Below are 16,164 nucleotides of genomic sequence, written 5' to 3'. Positions count from 1 at the left end.
ATGAAAACAAGAGAACCCCACACCACCCCCCCCCCCCCCCCCCCCCCCCCCCCCCCCCCCCCCCCCCCCCCCCCCCCCCCCCCCTACAGCGGCGGGGCTGTATTCAGAGGGAGGCCAGGAACTTGTCCACCACCTGAGCCTTGTCCTGACCACCGTCCTTTTGCGCCTTCTCGGCCTCGGCCATCTCGCGCTTGTCTTCCATGCGCTGGGCGATTTCCTCACCGATCGCTTTTTGCTTTTCCGGCGGCATGGCGTCGACTTCTTCCTGAGTCAGCCCCATCTCTTCCAGAATCGCATCGCGCATGCGCTGTTCCGGGGTTTTGCTCATGTAGTCCTTGAATTCGGACGTGGCCGAGCCGTCCTTGATCCGATCCTTGACGTCATCCGGCAGCGGCGCATTGACGGCTTGCAGGTTCACGCGGGTTTTGGCGAATGCCTCATCGACGTTGTCGCTGATGCGCGTGGCTTCGCTGACCTGTTGCGTGGCCTGTCCGGTGGCGGACTCCTGAACCTGCGTGGTGGCCTGAGTGTTTTGCAGTTGCACGTTGTTCTGCAGGGCCTGGGTCATGACGCTTTGCAGCCCGGCGGCGGCTTCGGCGGTCGGATCTTCACCCGGACGTTTGGGGAGCGGTGTTACCAGGTTTGATTTTGCACTGACCAACATGATGAGTAGACCTTGTAGGTGATGGCGGTGCAGTGCGTTGAGCAAATACTGTGCCTTCAATAAAAATTCTATAAAAATCAATCGGTTAAAAATATTCCGACGCGAGTTGAAGTGAAATGGGGGCAAACGTTTGCCGACGGGCGGCAAGGCATGGCATGCCGGGTCATTCGTTCAAGGCAGGCCGTTGCAGCAGTGTTTGAGAAAGCCGGGGTGTTGTGCCAGGCGCTTGAAGTAGTCATCGACGGCAGGGAGGTCCGGGCGCTCAATGGGGGTCATCAGCCAGCGATTAACGGACAGCCCGATGACAATGTCGGCCAGCGTGAATCGGTTCCCGGCGACATAGGCCTGGGTGCTCGCGAGTTGATGTTCGAGGATGGCCATTTTCTGGTTCCATCCACGGATGCCAACCTCCAGGCGATGCGGGTCCTGGAATTCCGGATCCTTGCGTACCAGCGACATGAACGCGTAGACCCAGGAGGCATTGAGTTCGATGGCCTGCCAGTCCATCCACTGTTCCACCCGGGCGCGTGCGGCCGGCTCACTGGGTAGCAGCTCGTTGTAGTGATGGTGGTGCTTGCCCGCCAGGTAGCGGCAAATGGTGTTGGACTCCCACAGTGCCCCGTTCTCATCGATGATCACCGGCACCTGCGCGTTGGGATTGAACCTGAGGAATTCCGGGCTGTGGGTCGAGGCAAAGCCGCTGCCCCAATCCTCGCGTTCGTAGGGCAGCCCCAGTTCCTCGCACGTCCACAGGACTTTTCTGACGTTGATCGACGAGGCTTTGCCGAGAATTTTCAGTGCGTGGTCCATGGAGCGACTCCGGTGGCGAATCGAGGCTTCGGGACGCCAGTGGGCGACATTCGTTGCTTTAAAAAGGTTAGTTGAAATCCCGCTGCCCGAGGCGAATGGCGTTTCCTGTTGTGAAAGGTTGCCTGTGGCGAGGGGATTTATCCCCGTTGGGTCGCGCAGCGGCCCCAAACCCTGACGCTGCGGTCGAACAGACAGTACGCGTTGCTTGGTTTTAGGGCTGCTTCGCAACCCAACGGGGATAAATCCCCTCGCCACAGACAATCACTCACGACAAAGTTGATGGTTTATCTTAAGTACTCTCACGCACCTTCAACTCGAACCCCATGTCCTGCACCGGCTTGGCCACGGTGTTGCCGGCCATCAGCGTCAGCATCTGCTCCGCCGCGCGGCGGCCGATGGCTTCGCGCGGTGTGCTGATGCTGCTCAGGCGCGGGACCATGTGGGCCGAGCCCGGCAGGTCGTTGAAGCCGAGGATCGCCACCTGCTCGGGGATCTTGATGCCGCAGCGCAGGGCTTCCAGCAACGCGCCCTGGGCCAGGTCGTCGTTGCCGAAGAAGATCGCATCCACATCGGGATGACTGGCGATCATCTTCAGGAACAGTTCGCCGCCCAAACCGACCGAAGACGGGCGGGGTGTCAGCACTTCCAGCGCCGGGTCGTACAGACCGGCCTTTTGCAAGGCGCGGCGGTAGCCTTCGCCACGTAGCAGAGTGCGCTGGTCGAGTTGCGCGCCGATGTAAGCCAGGCGCTTGCGGCCACGGGACAGCAAATGCTCGGCAGCCGTCTCACCGGCGGCCAGTTGCGAAAAACCGACGCAATTGAGACCGGCGGCGCTGTCCAGTTCCATCATGTACACGCAGGGAATGTTGCTCGCTTCGATCATCCGTCGCGAACTTTCGGTGCGGTCGAAACCGGTGAGCAGCAAGCCACGGGGCTGATAGGCCATGTAGTTGCGCAGCAGGTTTTCTTCTTCATCGCGCGAATAGTGGAAGTTGCCAATCAGCACTTCGAAGCCCTTGGGACGCAAAACCTGATGAATGGCTTCCAAGGTGTCGATGAACAAAAGGTTGGACAGCGACGGCACCAACACCACCACCGAATGGCTCTGGGCCGAGGCCAGGGCGCGGGCAGCGGGGTTGACCACATAATTGAGTTCTTGCGCCGCTTTCTGCACTTTTTCCACCAATTCGGTGGCCACGGTGCTGACGCCGCGCAAGGCGCGGGACGCGGTAATCGGGCTGACGCCGGCCAGTCGTGCGACTTCGTTCAGGGTAGGGCGGCCAGTGGTGCGCGTATTTTTATCGTTCTTGATTGAGGTCATCGACGGCTTGCCAAACAAAATTCAAGGCACTAAGGTAGCGCTGTCTCGATGCAGCTGCAAATGCGTGAGCGGGGGTTCGCCTGATCCTCGCTTTTTGGCGTTGGGGACATACATGCTGCAACCCACAAAATGACAAGAAAGGCGTCGGCAACTCCTGCTTTTGGTCTAGTGTCATAACTGGCAAAGGTAGCGCTGTCTGCGCGCTGAGGTGTTACATGAACCATCCCATCACCGCCCTGGTCATCATGGGCGTTGCCGGTTGCGGCAAGACGTGCGTCAGCGAGGCCTTGTGCCAACTCAGCGGCGCCACTGCCATTGAAGGCGACTCTTTCCACCCTGCCGCCAATATCGAAAAGATGAGCGCGGGGATCCCCTTGAACGATGAAGACCGTGCCGGCTGGCTCGATAGCCTGTGCGACGAATTGCGCCGTGTTGACGCTCTGGGCCAGCGCCCGGTGCTGACCTGCTCGGCCCTCAAGCACATTTACCGCGAACGCCTGCGCAGTGCCTTGCCGGGCCTGGGCTTCGTGTTCCTTGAGCTGACCCCCGAAGTCGCCGCCGACCGTGTATCCCACCGTCCCGGCCACTTCATGCCGTCGACCCTGATCGACAGCCAGTTCGCCACCCTCGAATCCCCCGTCGGTGAGCCCTTGACCCTGGCTCTCGATGCGTCGACTCAAAGCGTCGATCAACTGGCGGTTCAAGCCCACCACTGGTGGCTCGAACACGGCCTGAAACGCGCCGGTTAATTTTTGCTTGCTGAGATAGCGCTGTCCTTATGGCTTTCGAATTACCCGCTTTAATAACAACAACAACCAGGAGACACCCCTAATGTTTGGCATGTCCCACGAGACGTTCCTGCTGCTCGATGCAGTGGTCACGGTGATCGGGCTTATCGTCCTGATCACCAAGTTCAAGTTTCACCCCTTCATTGCCTTGACCATTGCCGCCGCCTTCCTCGGGCTGACTTCCGGCATGCCGGTCGGCACCATCATCAAGGCCTTCCAGGACGGCTTCGGTGGCGTGCTCGGTTTTGTCGGGATCATCCTCGCGCTGGGCACCATGCTCGGCAAAATGATGGCCGAGTCGGGCGGGGCGGACCAGATCGCCCAGACCCTGATCCGCGCCTTCGGCAAGGACAAGGTGCAGTGGGCGATGATGTTCGCCGCGTTTCTGGTGGGCATTCCGCTGTTCTTCGAAATCGGCTTCGTGCTGCTGATTCCGTTGGTGTTCATCGTCGCCCGGCGCACCGGCGTGTCGATCATCAAGATCGGTATCCCGCTGCTGGCCGGTTTGTCCGCCGTACACGGCTTGGTGCCACCGCACCCGGGTCCGCTGCTGGCCATTGGCGTGTTCGGTGCCGACATCGGCAAAACCATTCTCTACGGCCTGATCGTGGCACTGCCAACGGCGATCATTGCCGGTCCGATCTTCGGTACCTTCATTGCCAAGCACATCCCCGGTCATCCGAACCAGGAGCTGGTGGATCAACTGGCGCGCGAATCGGATACCGCCGATCTGCCGAGCTTCAGCATCACCTTGATCACCGTGCTGTCGCCGGTGTTCCTGATGTTGCTCAAGACCTTCGCCGATGTGGTGCTGCCGGAAGGTAACTTCTTCCGTACCTTCATGGACCTGATCGGCCACCCGATCTCGGCACTGTTGCTGGCGCTGTTGCTGTCGCTGTACACCTTTGGCTACAAGCAGGGCATCGGTTCCAACCAGATACTCAAATGGCTGGACGCGAGCCTGGCGCCAACCGCGGCGATCATCCTGATCATCGGTGCCGGTGGTGGCTTCAAGCAGATGCTGGTGACCAGCGGCGTGGGTAACGTGATCGGCAACATGGCGGTCGCCGCGCAGATCTCGCCGATCCTGCTGGCCTGGCTGGTGGCGGCGGTGATCCGTATCGCCACCGGTTCGGCCACCGTGGCAACCATCACTGGCGCGGGCATTGTGGTGCCGGTAGTGGGGATGATTCCTGGCGTGAACCGCGAGCTGCTGGTGCTGGCCACCGGTGCCGGCTCGCTGATCCTGTCCCACGTCAACGACGCCGGTTTCTGGCTGGTCAAGCAGTACTTCAACATGACCGTGGCCGAGACGTTCAAGACCTGGACGGCGATGGAGACCATTCTGTCGGTGGTGGGGTTGGGCTTTATTCTGTTGTTGTCTTTGTTCGTTTAAGCGATTCGCCAGACACAAAAAAACCGCAGCGATGCGGTTTTTTTGTGGGTGATGATCTCAGGATGAACAAGATCCAATGTGGGAGCGAGCCTGCTCGCGAATGCGGTGTATCAATAACATCAATGTTGACTGACAGGCCCTCTTCGCGAGCGGGCTCGCTCCCACAGTGTTATGCACCAAGCATCAGGATTTGGTGATGAGCCCATCCGCCCGGAACATCCCGCGAATCCCGCGCACGGCCTGGCGGATCCGGTCCTGGTTTTCGATCAGGGCGAAGCGTACGTGATCGTCGCCGTATTCACCGAAGCCCACGCCCGGCGAGACGCAGACCTTGGCGTCGGCCAGCAGTTTCTTGGCGAATTCCAGCGAACCCAGGTGGGCATAAGCCTCGGGAATCTTGGCCCAGACGTACATCGACGCCTTTGGATTCTCGACCATCCAGCCCAGTTCATGCAGACCCTTGACCAGTACGTTGCGCCGCTGCCGGTATTGCTCGGCGATGTCGCGCACGCATTGCTGATCACCTTCAAGCGCGGCAATCGCCGCCACCTGCAGCGGGGTGAAGGTGCCGTAGTCGTGGTAGCTCTTGATCCGCGCCAGGGCGCTGACCAGTTCCGGGTTGCCGACCATGAAACCGATGCGCCAGCCCGCCATGTTGTAGCTCTTGGACAGGGTGAAAAACTCCACCGCGATGTCCTTGGCGCCCGGCACCTGCATGATCGACGGGGCCTTCCAGCCGTCGTAGACGATGTCGGCGTACGCCAGGTCATGCACCACCAGCACGTCGTACTGCTTGGCGAGGGCGATCACCCGTTCGAAGAAATCCAGCTCCACGCACTGGGCGGTGGGGTTGGACGGGAAGCCGAGAATCATCATCTTCGGTTTCGGGATCGAGCCACGAATGGCCCGTTCCAGCTCGGCGAAGAAGTCCACACCCGGCACCAGCGGTACCGAACGCACCTGGGCGCCGGCAATCACGGCACCGTAGATGTGAATCGGGTAGCTCGGGTTCGGCACCAGCACCGTGTCACCCTGGTCGAGGGTGGCCAGCATCAAATGCGCCAGGCCTTCCTTGGATCCGATGGTGACGATGGCTTCGCTTTCCGGGTCGATGTCGACCTCGTAGCGTTCCTTGTACCAATTGGAAATCGCCCGGCGCAGACGCGGAATGCCCTTGGATGTCGAGTAGCCATGGGTGTCTTCGCGCTGGGCGACGGTGACCAGTTTTTCGACGATGTGCGGCGGGGTGGCACCGTCGGGGTTGCCCATGCTCAAGTCGATGATGTCTTCGCCACGACGACGGGCGGCCATCTTCAGCTCGGCAGTGATGTTGAAAACGTAGGGGGGGAGTCGATCTATGCGCGCAAAGCGGCGCGGCGAACCTTGTTCGGCCATTGTTGCCTCGGATAACGTAAGCGCCCGGAACCGTCCGAGCGACGCTGGTCACTGCGGTGACCTGTGGCGGAATGTACGGGCAGCTGTGGCAGACTGTCCAGCCTCCATGTAAACAAATTTTTCCGAAGGAAGCGGTTCGATGGAATTTAGCAGTGGCTTCTTGCTGAGCCTTTCGCTGTGCCTGGACATTGGCGTGGCCAACATCGCGATGATCACCCTGGCGATGCAACGCGGCTATTTTCAAGGCTTTGCCCTGGGCTTGGGCACCTGCGTGGGCGACCTGATCTACGCCGTTCTGGCACTGGCCGGCATGACCGTTCTGCTGCAATACGAAACCGTGCGCTGGGTGCTGTGGATCGGTGGTTCGGCGCTGCTGGTGTACTTCGCGGCGAAGATGATTTATTCGGCGATCCACCACGAGGCGCTGTTGGCCGAGACCGCCGAGGTGGGCCACAACTCCCATCGCAAGGAATTCTTTCGCGGGATCTTCCTCGCGATGTCGTCGCCCAGCGCCATTCTCTGGTTCGCCGCGGTGGGCGGCACGCTGATTGCCCGATCCGGTGGTGGTGGCCCCCTCAGTTCGGCGCTGTTTCTCGGCGGATTTCTCTGCGCCGGGCTGCTGTGGTCCGCGGGGCTGTGCTTCGCGGCGAGCCACGGCGGCAAGTTGCTCGGCGACAAGCTGCTGCGTTACTCCTACCTGGCATCGGCGGCGATCTTCTGCTATTTCGCGGTGTACGTGATTCTATCGGGTTACAACGAGTTTGTCGGTGCGGCTGCCGTCGAGCAGTTGCACGCCCTGTAAGTGGGCGAATCGGGTTTGACCTCTATACTCCTGCCGAACCCACTTTTTCACTTCAGGAGTCGAGCCATGGATGAGCAAAAACGCATCGAACTGGCAGAGCCACGCTTCGAACACGGACACTTCCTGCTGATTGCAGGACTTGGCGGACGATTTACCCAGCAAACTACCGCAGGCATCCCCGCGCTCTGGGAGAAATTCATTCCTCATATCGGCAATATCCCGGGGCAAAAAGGCGAAGTCACTTACGGCATCTGCTGCAATCCGGATGGCAAGGGTGGTTTCGAGTACATTGCCGGTGTCCAGATCGACAAACTCGATGACCTTCCGGATCAATACCGCTGGGTCGAAGTGCAGCCGCAGTACTACGCGGTGTTCGAGCACAAAGGTCCGCTGGATCAATTGCCGCAAACCTTTCAGTACCTGTGGCACACCTGGCTGCCGCAATCGGGCTATGAAGCCGCGGATGCTCCGGAGTTCGAACGTTACAGCGAAGACTTCAATCCGAATCTCAAGACCGGCAAGCTGGAAATCTGGTTGCCCATCAAGGCTTGATCCCCGCGTCGTAAGGCGGATCAGGACGATTCGCCTCTCGATGCCATGCCGGCCCTGATTTATGATCCCCGGCCTTTCCCTCTGATTGCGACCCTGCCATGAACACCATCATCCGCCACGTCACGCCAGCCGATCTGGACCGCTGCTACGCCATTGAAACCGTTGCCTACGAAGGCGACGAAGCCGCGACCCGCGAGAAAATCGCCACCCGCATCGCCACCTGGCCCGAGGGTTTCATCGTTGCTGAGGTGGACGGCGTGGTCGCCGGTTTCATCAATTCCGGCGCGGCATTCCAGGTGGAAATGTCGGACGAAGCGTTCAAGGAACTGATTGGCCACGACCCGGCCGGTCCGCACGTGGTGATCATGTCGGTGGTGGTGCATCCTGATTATCAGGGGCAGGGTTTGGCGAAGCGTTTGATGAGCGAGTTCATCGAGCGCATGCGCGCCATGGGCAAGGTCAGCATCAACTTGATGTGCAAGGAGCGGCACATTCCGTTGTACGCCGGTTTCGGGTTTGCCTACATCAAGCCGTCGGCGTCCGACCATGGCGGGATGGCGTGGCATGAAATGGTGCTCAATCTCTGAACCCAACACAGATCCCTTGTGGGAGAGCCTTTGTGGGAGCGAGCAGGCTCGCTCCCACATCGGATTTTGGTTGGCTTCAGAATCTCAGGCCCATTCTGCGCTCATACCCGATCCGCCCCTTATACGCTTCTCCACTGTCGACAAAGCCATACTTGCCATACAAGGCAATCGCCGATTCGTTATCCGCATCCACCGACAATTCCAACCCTCGGATTTCCGGCCACGCCTGGCGCGCCACTTCTGGCAGCGCTTTTAAGCACGCTTTGCCATAACCCTTGCCCTGAACCCGTTGATCGACCTGCAAGGCATGCAGGGTGGCGCTGTGTTCGTCAGCCCAGGCGGGCAGTACCGGCGGGCGTTTGAGCAGCAGGAAAGCCACGGGAATGTCGTCGGCCAGCAGGGCAAATCCTTTGACACCCGGGCCTGGGCGGGAGAGCAGGGTGTGCAAGGCGCCGTGGATGTCTCCCGAGAACCTGATTTGTTCCGGATGCACTTCGATGGCCTCGACCTGCTGTCGCTGGCGTGGGTTCAGGCTTTCATATGGCACGAGTCTGGCCGTCACTGGAGTGTCCTTTTTCCAACAGAAATGAGTCTCGGATTCTAGCGATATTGCTTGGGTGGATTATTTTTATTTCACCTGTCGATTCGCCGGATCGCCAGACGACTAAGGGGGTCTTCACAATAAAAATCACGGAGAACCACCATGAACGCGCAAACCCAAATTCAGAACCTGATTGAGAACTATCGTCAGGCCGTCATCGCCAAGGACGTGGAAAAAGTCATGGCCCTGTATGCCGATGACATCGTCTCCTTCGACGCGGTCAAAGCCCTGCAATTCAAGGGCAAACCCGCCTATCGCGCCCATTGGCAAGCCTGCATGGAAATGTGCCCCGGCCCGCACATCTTCGAGTTTCACGAAGTGACCATCGAGCCGTCCCAGGAAGTCGCCTTTGCCCACTGGCTGGCTCATTGCGGCGGCACCAACGAGAAGGGGGAAACCCAGGCTTGCTGGATGCGCGTCACCGCGTGCTATCGGCAGGAAAACGGACTTTGGCAAATCGTTCACGAACATTGGTCGGCGCCGTTCGACATGACCAGTGGCGCGACGTTGTTCGACTTGAAGCCCTGAGCTATTGATCGGGAAACCGCGCCAGAATGCCAATCGGCAGCCATAGTTGATCGTTCAATCAGGAGAGCGCCATGAAGTATTTATGTCTGGTCTACAGCGATGAGCGTTTGTTGCATTCACTGCCGGAGAGCCCCGAGGACGCGGAGTGCATGGCGTATGCCGAGTCTATCCAGGGCAGCGGCCGGATGGTCGCCGCCGAGGCCCTGGAGTCGGTGCAGACCGCCACGACGGTGCGCATGCGCAACGGCAAACTGTCGATTACCGACGGCCCGTTTGCCGAAACCAAGGAGCAGTTGGCGGGCTTCTACTTGATCGATGCCCGGGACCTCAATGAAGCCATTCAGGTCGCCGGTGACATTCCGGCGGCCCGGGTCGGTTGCGTCGAAGTGCGCCCCGTTCGCCAGTTGAATGTTTGAGATGCCGGGTCTTTCGGTACAGGTGCGGGTCGAGCAGGTCTATCGCCAGGAGTCGCGGCGCATTCTGGCGACGCTGATCCGCCTGCTCGGCGACTTCGACCTCGCCGAAGAGGCCTTGCACGAGGCTTTTTTTGTCGCAGTCGAGCGCTGGCAGCAGGACGGCGTGCCGGACAACCCGCGCACCTGGCTGGTGTCCACCGGGCGCTTCAAGGCCATCGATGTGCTGCGGCGGCGCGCCCGGTTCGCCGCTTCACGACCGTTGTTGATCGCGCAACTGGAGGCGCTGGAGCAGGCCGACTGGAGTGACGAAGACGTGGAAGACGATCGCTTGCGCCTGATCTTCACCTGTTGTCACCCGGCCTTGGCGGCGGATGCCCAGGTGCCGTTGACCCTGAGGGAAGTTTGCGACTTGACCACCGAGGAAATCGCTCGGGCATTCCTTTCGGCTCCGGCCACTATTGCCCAGCGCATCGTGCGCGCCAAGGCGAAAATCCGCGACGCGAAAATCCCCTATCAGGTGCCGTCCCTGGCTGAACTGCCCGAACGCCTGGACAGCGTGCTGCGGGTGATTTACCTGGTGTTCAACGAAGGCTATTCGGCGTCCATCGGCGCGCAAGTGACCCGCGAAGACCTCACCCGCGAAGCGATTCGCCTCGGCCGGTTATTGATGGAATTGCTGCCGGAACCGGAAGTCATGGGGCTGCTGGCGCTGATGCTATTGCACGAATCGCGGCGGGTGGCCAGAACCTCGGCGAGCGGCGAGTTGATCTTGCTGGATGAGCAGGATCGCTCCTTGTGGAACCGCGAGATGATCGCCGAAGGCTGCGCGCTGGTGGAGCGGGCACTGGGGTCACGGCGCTTCGGCCCGTATTGCCTGCAAGCGGCGATTGCGGCGGTGCATGCCGAAGCGTCGTCGGTGGAGGCAACCGATTGGGAACAGATCGTGGGGCTGTATGACGTGCTGCTGCGAGCCGTGCCATCGCCGGTGATCGAGTTGAACCGGGCGGCAGCGCTGTCGAAACGCGATGGTCCGTTGGCGGGGCTGATAGTGGTCGAGGCGATTCTGGGGCGCGGTGAGTTGCTGGATTACCACCTGGCGCATTCGGCGCGGGCGGAGTTTTGCCGGCAGTTGGGGAGGGTGGACCAAGCGCGGGAGGCCTATGAGCGAGCGCTGGAGTTGACCCGACAGGAGCCGGAGCGGCGGTTTATCGAGGCCAGGCTCAAGGCGTTGGAGTGATGTGATTTCATTGGCCCCTTCGCGAGCAGGCTCGCTCCCACAGGGTTTTGAGTCGATCACAAAATATGTGTCCACCATCAATCACTGTGGGAGCGAGCCTGCTCGCGATAAGGTCCGCAGGACCTTCAAAAATGTCAGGCCTGCTGGCGTGTCGCGGCCAGCACAATCTCTCGAATACACACATGCTGCGGCTGCTGATAGGCATAGGCAATCGCCGACGCCACATCCTCGGCGCTCAACACCGTGCCGCCCATGTCCTGCTTCCAAGCCTGATAGCCGGTCTTGATCGCCTCATCGGTGGTGTGGCTCAGCAGCTCGGTTTCCACCGCGCCCGGAGCGATGGTGATCACACGTACGTTGTGCGGCGACAGCTCTTCGCGCAGGTTCTCCGACAGGCCATGCACGGCGAACTTGGTGCCGACATAGGCCACGTGATTAGGGAATGTCTTGCGCCCGGCCACCGAGCTGACATTGATGATCGTCCCGCGCTTGCGTTCGACCATGCCGGCCACCACCGCATGCACGCCGTTGAGCAAACCCTTCACATTCACATCGAGCATCTGGTCCCACTGCGCCGGGTCCTGTTTACTCATCTCACCCAGCAACATCACCCCGGCGTTGTTGATCAAGGCATCGGCGGGGCCGAACTGTGCTTCAGCCTCGGCAACGGCGGCGAGCAGGGCGGCGCGGTCGCTGATGTCGACACGACGGCTGAGGCTGTTGGGCAGCGCCAGAGCTTCCAGGCGCTCGATGCGCCGGGCCAGCAACAGCAGTGGGTGACCGGCGGCGCTCAACAGGCGGGCGGCGGCTTCGCCAATGCCCGAACTGGCCCCGGTGATGATGATCAATGGCTGGGTCATGGTGTGATTCCTGAAATAAGAAAATCAAATGTCTGAACGTAGGCCGCAGTATATTTAGTGCTTCCAGGCCTGAAAAATGCCTTATTTCTCTGTCTGTCATCGGAACTTCCTATGGATATCCGTCACCTCAAAGCCTTTCTCGCGGTGTTCGAGGAACGCAACATCACCCTCGCGGCCCAGCGGCTGTTCATCAGCCAGCCCACCTTGTCGGTGACCATCAAACAGCTGGAAGAAGAGTTGGGCGCTACCCTGTTCTTGCGTCAGCCCCGTGGCGTCGACGTCAGTGATGAAGCGCGGGTGCTGTATCCCCAGGCGCTGCGCATGGTGGCGGATGCCCAAGCCTTGAGCCGGATGTTCCGCGGCCAGGAAAACCGCACGCCGCTGACGTTGGGTATCGAAGGCGACATTGCCGACAGCCACATCGAAGCGTTCGTGCGCATGACCCGGCAGGCGTTGCCCAATGTGCTGCTAACGCTGGAAGAAGGTTGCCTGGGCGATGGACGACTCGCAGTGGAAGAAATGTGCTGCGAGGACGAATTATTCCTGCCGCTGTGGGAGGAGTCCTATGTGATGGCCTTGCCTGTCGAGCACCCCATGGCCGACAGCGGACAACCCTGGACGCCGATCAGTGACTGGATCACCTGCCCGCAGCATCCGTCCCATCAGCGCTTGATGGCGCTGTACGGGCGCTCGTCGGGCGCGGTGGCCGGGCATGCAGGTTCGTTGAAGCAGGCGTTGAACATGGTGGCCGCCGGTGTGGGCGTGGCGATGTTGCCGCAGTCTTTGGTCAGTGGGCATGAGCGGGTCGCGACCCGCGCCATGCACCTGCCGACCCCGACACGGCGGGTTGGCTTGTGCTACGCCGCGCAGGCGCTGGAGTTGCCGGCACTGCGCGGGTTGCATGAGTATTTTCAGATGAATCGGCCGATGCGGGTTGGGGTGGTTTGATCTGGCTTGGGTTGTGTCGTGTCTGTTCTAGCGCCTTCGCGAGCAGGCTCGCTCCCACAGGTTCAGCGCTAAACCCTGTGGGAGCGAGCCTGCTCGCGAATAGTCACACCGCTATTCCAGCATCTTGGCCAACAACCAGCTCCCCGCCGGCCCCGGCGGATTCAATCGCGACCACAACGCATCCACATAAACGGTTTTCGGCCAGCCACGCACCTGCAGTTCCTGCAACGATCCGGGGCCAAATCGTTCCACCAGCCAGCGCGGTAATGGCGCCCAGCCAAACCCGCCCTGGGCCATTTCCAGCAGCATCAAGTAACTCGGCGCCGACCAGACCCGACCCTTGGCGCGGCTTTCATAGGGATTGACGATGGTCGCCAGGCGCAACTCGCGGTGCTGTTGCAGAACGTCCTGATCGATGTGTTCCAGCTTTGCCAACGGATGCCGGGGCGATACGAACAGGGCGATGTCCGTGCGTTCGTCCACCGTCGAGTTGACCAGGTCCGGCGGGTAGCTGTCCTGCATTTCGGCGAAGGCCACGTGCGCCCGACCGCTTTGCACGAGCGCCACCAGATCGTCGCATTCGGCGATCAGGCATTCGAGTTCAAGGTCCGGATAACGTTGCTCGAAGGCACTGAGCGAGGCTTCGAAACGGTCGGACTGATAAGTGTCGGACAGCGCCACGGTCAGCTTTGCCTCGACCCCTTGGGACAGTTGGCTGGCGGTCATTTCCAGACGGCTGGTGGCGGCCAGGATGTCCTCGGCCCGTTGCAGCATCACGTGCCCGGCCGGGGTCAGGGTGGGTTTGCGGCTGCTGCGGTCAAACAGTTCCAGATTCAGGTCGATCTCCAGGCTGGCCACCGCCGCGCTGATGGTCGATTGGCTGCGCCCCAACTTGCGCGCCGCAGCGGAAAACGAGCCTTGGGTGGCCGCTTGAACAAACGCCTGCAACACTTCCTGGGAGGCCATGAACTATCGCCTTGATCGATGGTTATTGGTTATGAAGTATCGGTGTGATGACCGACCATGGCAACCATCGCTATTGAGGAGGTTGGTCATGAACATCAACAAATCCATCACCGAACGCATTTTCCAGGCCATCGGTTTCGAACTGCTGGCCATCCTGATCTGTACCCCGTTGCTGGCCTGGATCATGGACAAACCGATGCTCGACATGGGCGTCGTGACGATCGCCATGGCTGCGTTGGCCCTGGCGTGGAACGTTATTTTCAACGGGCAGTTCGATCGCGTGCTCAAGCGCTTTGGCATTGTGCATAACGCCTGGACCCGGGTAGTGCATGCACTGATGTTCGAAGGTGGCCTGGTGGCCCTTGGCGTGCCACTGATTGCCTGGTGGCTGAACATCAGCCTGTTGGAGGCGTTCGTGCTGGACATCGGCGTGTTGCTGTTTTTCCTGCCGTATACCTACGTTTACCACTGGGTGTATGACGTGATGCGGGCCCGTATGGTCGCCGCGTAACCCTGTAGGAGCGAGCTTGCTCGCGATGGTCGTCAACGATAACGCTGGGGACCTGATACCCCGCGGCGTTCTCTAGTCCATCGCGAGCAAGCTCGCTCCTACAAGGGGCCGTGTCGTTCAGAAGAGTTGGGTGAACAACCAGTACAGGCTACCGGACAACACAATCGCCGCCGGCAGGGTCAGGACCCACGCCATCAACAGGTTGCGGATGGTCTTCATCTGCAAGCCGCCACCGTTGGCGACCATGGTCCCGGCCACGCCCGAGGACAACACATGGGTGGTCGACACCGGCAGGCCGAACATGTCGGCGGCGCCGATGGTCAGCATGGCCACGGTTTCCGCCGAGGCGCCCTGGGCATAGGTGAGGTGGGTCGTGCCGATTTTTTCGCCGACCGTTACCACGATGCGCTTCCAGCCGACCATGGTGCCCAACCCCAGGGCAATGGCCACGGCGATCTTCACCCACAGTGGAATGAAGCGTGTGGCGTTGTCGATCTGTTGCTTGAACAGTTGCAGCTTGCCGGTGGTGTCGGCGTCGAAGTGACCGACCTTGTTTTTGTCCATCAGGCGAATGGTTTCGCTGGCCAGGTACATGTCGTTACGCACGTTGCCCATGGCTTCGGCCGGGACTTTCGACAGCGATCCATACCCCTTCACTTCATTGCCGATATTGCCGGCCAGCGCGGCGAGGGCGGGGATCAGTTGCGGCGTGGCTTCCTTGCTGCGCACGTAATCGGACAGGATCGGGCGCGGATCGGCCGGCGCGGGCAGTGGCGCACTTTTGACCAGTGCTTGTTGGGTGACTTCCGCCACGGCGGCGAATTGCAACGCCTGATCCGCGGGCATGGCGCGATTCAGTGCGTAAGCCATTGGCAACGTACCCACCAGAATCAGCATGATCAGGCCCATGCCTTTCTGCCCATCGTTGGAGCCGTGGGCGAAGGACACACCGGTACACGTCAGGATCAACATGCTGCGAATCCACCACGGTGGCGGGGTGTTGCCCTTCGGTGCCTTGTACAGCGCACGGTTCTTGACGAAGGCGCGCAAGGCCAGCAGCAACAATGCCGCGCAACCGAAGCCGACCAGCGGCGAGAGCAGCAGGGCATAACCCACCTTGGCCGCCTGCGCCCAGTCCACGCCGCTGGTGCCGTCGCGGCCGTGCATCAATGCGTTGGCCACGCCGACGCCGATGATCGAGCCGATCAGTGTGTGTGATGAAGACGCCGGCAGGCCCAGCCACCAGGTGCCGAGGTTCCACAGGATGGCGGCGATCAACAGCGCGAAAATCATCGCGAAACCGGCGGATGAACCGACTTGCAGGATCAGCTCCACCGGTAGCAACGCGATGATGCCAAACGCCACCGCACCGCTGGACAGCAGCACGCCGAGGAAATTGAAGAAACCCGACCAGACTACCGCGAAGTGCGGTGGCAGCGAGTGGGTGTAAATCACCGTGGCCACGGCGTTGGCGGTGTCGTGGAAACCGTTGACGAACTCGAAGCCCAGGGCAATTAGCAACGCCACGCCCAGCAGCAGAAAAGGCGCCCAGGTCAGCACCACCGTGCCGACTGCGTTCACGTCGCGCATCAAGCTGTAGGCGGTGAACAACAACCCCACGGCCAGCACCGCGAAAAACACCACGAGGGTGAACAGGCCGGGTTTTTTATCGAGCTGCGGTTGAACGCTGCTGACGGGCGTCTGGGCGGCAGAAAAGGATGGCGTAGCCATGCCGGGCATTCCTGAGGAGGGAAGGGATGTCGGTCATGATCGGCGTGAAGT

Annotated in this window: 18 protein-coding genes; 10 read left to right on the top strand and 8 right to left on the bottom strand. The window is 60.7% G+C overall.

Annotated features, from left to right (window positions below; translation table 11 throughout):
* Nucleotides 1-103: 103 nt before the first annotated feature.
* The 3 genes from ACSFE6_RS09215 to ACSFE6_RS09205 form a co-directional block, all read right to left on the bottom strand.
* Complete coding sequence (locus ACSFE6_RS09215) at nt 104-664, bottom strand: hypothetical protein (protein ID WP_435427306.1); 561 nt, start codon at nt 662-664, stop codon at nt 104-106.
* A 171-nt stretch (nt 665-835) separates the two neighbouring features.
* Entirely contained in the window at nt 836-1,474 is a 639-nt protein-coding gene (locus tag ACSFE6_RS09210) for a glutathione S-transferase family protein (RefSeq protein WP_435427305.1), read from the bottom strand.
* A gap of 289 nt (nt 1,475-1,763) precedes the next feature.
* Nucleotides 1,764-2,795: a LacI family DNA-binding transcriptional regulator gene (locus ACSFE6_RS09205; RefSeq protein ID WP_435427304.1), complete on the bottom strand. Its 1,032-nt coding sequence runs from the start codon at nt 2,793-2,795 to the stop codon at nt 1,764-1,766.
* Between the two features lie 215 nt (nt 2,796-3,010).
* Between ACSFE6_RS09205 and ACSFE6_RS09200 the strand changes: the two genes are divergently transcribed.
* Both ACSFE6_RS09200 and ACSFE6_RS09195 read left to right on the top strand, forming a co-directional pair.
* The gene (locus ACSFE6_RS09200; RefSeq protein ID WP_435427303.1) at nt 3,011-3,544 is read left to right on the top strand and encodes a gluconokinase; all 534 of its coding nucleotides are present in this window, start codon (nt 3,011-3,013) and stop codon (nt 3,542-3,544) included.
* An 82-nt stretch (nt 3,545-3,626) separates the two neighbouring features.
* Nucleotides 3,627-4,979, top strand: coding sequence for a GntP family permease (locus ACSFE6_RS09195; RefSeq protein WP_435427302.1), 1,353 nt, complete (start codon nt 3,627-3,629; stop codon nt 4,977-4,979).
* 183 nt (nt 4,980-5,162) lie between these two features.
* Here ACSFE6_RS09195 and alaC read toward each other — a convergent pair whose 3' ends face one another.
* The gene (gene alaC / locus ACSFE6_RS09190; protein ID WP_435427301.1) at nt 5,163-6,374 is read right to left on the bottom strand and encodes an alanine transaminase; all 1,212 of its coding nucleotides are present in this window, start codon (nt 6,372-6,374) and stop codon (nt 5,163-5,165) included.
* Between the two features lie 139 nt (nt 6,375-6,513).
* Between alaC and ACSFE6_RS09185 the strand changes: the two genes are divergently transcribed.
* The 3 genes from ACSFE6_RS09185 to ACSFE6_RS09175 all read left to right on the top strand — a co-directional run bounded on the left by ACSFE6_RS09185 (nt 6,514) and on the right by ACSFE6_RS09175 (nt 8,315).
* Nucleotides 6,514-7,176 carry a LysE family translocator gene (locus ACSFE6_RS09185; protein ID WP_435427300.1) on the top strand — a complete coding sequence of 221 codons (663 nt, stop codon included), beginning with the start codon at nt 6,514-6,516 and terminating at the stop codon, nt 7,174-7,176.
* 66 nt (nt 7,177-7,242) lie between these two features.
* Complete coding sequence (locus ACSFE6_RS09180) at nt 7,243-7,728, top strand: GyrI-like domain-containing protein (RefSeq protein ID WP_435427299.1); 486 nt, start codon at nt 7,243-7,245, stop codon at nt 7,726-7,728.
* 98 nt (nt 7,729-7,826) lie between these two features.
* Complete coding sequence (locus ACSFE6_RS09175; RefSeq protein ID WP_435427298.1) at nt 7,827-8,315, top strand: GNAT family N-acetyltransferase; 489 nt, start codon at nt 7,827-7,829, stop codon at nt 8,313-8,315.
* A 76-nt stretch (nt 8,316-8,391) separates the two neighbouring features.
* On the opposite strand, the gene ACSFE6_RS09170 is transcribed toward ACSFE6_RS09175, so the two are convergent.
* The gene (locus ACSFE6_RS09170) at nt 8,392-8,877 is read right to left on the bottom strand and encodes a GNAT family N-acetyltransferase (RefSeq protein WP_435427297.1); all 486 of its coding nucleotides are present in this window, start codon (nt 8,875-8,877) and stop codon (nt 8,392-8,394) included.
* A 141-nt stretch (nt 8,878-9,018) separates the two neighbouring features.
* Between ACSFE6_RS09170 and ACSFE6_RS09165 the strand changes: the two genes are divergently transcribed.
* The 3 genes from ACSFE6_RS09165 (at nt 9,019) to ACSFE6_RS09155 (ending at nt 11,097) form a co-directional block, all read left to right on the top strand.
* Nucleotides 9,019-9,444 (top strand): YybH family protein, encoded by a 426-nt coding sequence (locus ACSFE6_RS09165; protein WP_435427296.1) that lies wholly within the window; start codon nt 9,019-9,021, stop codon nt 9,442-9,444.
* 71 nt (nt 9,445-9,515) lie between these two features.
* Complete coding sequence (locus ACSFE6_RS09160) at nt 9,516-9,860, top strand: YciI family protein (protein WP_435427295.1); 345 nt, start codon at nt 9,516-9,518, stop codon at nt 9,858-9,860.
* A gap of 1 nt (nt 9,861) precedes the next feature.
* Nucleotides 9,862-11,097: an RNA polymerase sigma factor gene (locus ACSFE6_RS09155; RefSeq protein ID WP_435427294.1), complete on the top strand. Its 1,236-nt coding sequence runs from the start codon at nt 9,862-9,864 to the stop codon at nt 11,095-11,097.
* 134 nt (nt 11,098-11,231) lie between these two features.
* Here ACSFE6_RS09155 and ACSFE6_RS09150 read toward each other — a convergent pair whose 3' ends face one another.
* Nucleotides 11,232-11,957 carry an SDR family oxidoreductase gene (locus ACSFE6_RS09150; RefSeq protein ID WP_435427293.1) on the bottom strand — a complete coding sequence of 242 codons (726 nt, stop codon included), beginning with the start codon at nt 11,955-11,957 and terminating at the stop codon, nt 11,232-11,234.
* A 111-nt stretch (nt 11,958-12,068) separates the two neighbouring features.
* On the opposite strand from ACSFE6_RS09150, the gene ACSFE6_RS09145 reads away from it, so the two are divergent.
* Nucleotides 12,069-12,905, top strand: coding sequence for a LysR family transcriptional regulator (locus ACSFE6_RS09145; protein ID WP_435427292.1), 837 nt, complete (start codon nt 12,069-12,071; stop codon nt 12,903-12,905).
* A 111-nt stretch (nt 12,906-13,016) separates the two neighbouring features.
* Here ACSFE6_RS09145 and ACSFE6_RS09140 read toward each other — a convergent pair whose 3' ends face one another.
* Nucleotides 13,017-13,871 carry a LysR family transcriptional regulator gene (locus ACSFE6_RS09140; RefSeq protein ID WP_435427291.1) on the bottom strand — a complete coding sequence of 285 codons (855 nt, stop codon included), beginning with the start codon at nt 13,869-13,871 and terminating at the stop codon, nt 13,017-13,019.
* Between the two features lie 88 nt (nt 13,872-13,959).
* Between ACSFE6_RS09140 and ACSFE6_RS09135 the strand changes: the two genes are divergently transcribed.
* On the top strand, nt 13,960-14,382 hold the full coding sequence (locus ACSFE6_RS09135; RefSeq protein WP_435427290.1) for a multidrug/biocide efflux PACE transporter: 423 nt from the start codon (nt 13,960-13,962) through the stop codon (nt 14,380-14,382).
* 117 nt (nt 14,383-14,499) lie between these two features.
* Here ACSFE6_RS09135 and ACSFE6_RS09130 read toward each other — a convergent pair whose 3' ends face one another.
* Nucleotides 14,500-16,113 (bottom strand): inorganic phosphate transporter, encoded by a 1,614-nt coding sequence (locus ACSFE6_RS09130; protein ID WP_435427289.1) that lies wholly within the window; start codon nt 16,111-16,113, stop codon nt 14,500-14,502.
* Nucleotides 16,114-16,164 lie beyond the last annotated feature (51 nt).

Origin of the sequence: Pseudomonas baetica (assembly GCF_051216495.1) — a bacterium.
In the GTDB taxonomy this organism is placed as follows: Bacteria; Pseudomonadota; Gammaproteobacteria; order Pseudomonadales; family Pseudomonadaceae; genus Aquipseudomonas; species Aquipseudomonas baetica_B.
Note: the sequence above shows the minus strand (reverse complement) of the source record. Positions and strands in the feature narration are given on the sequence as shown.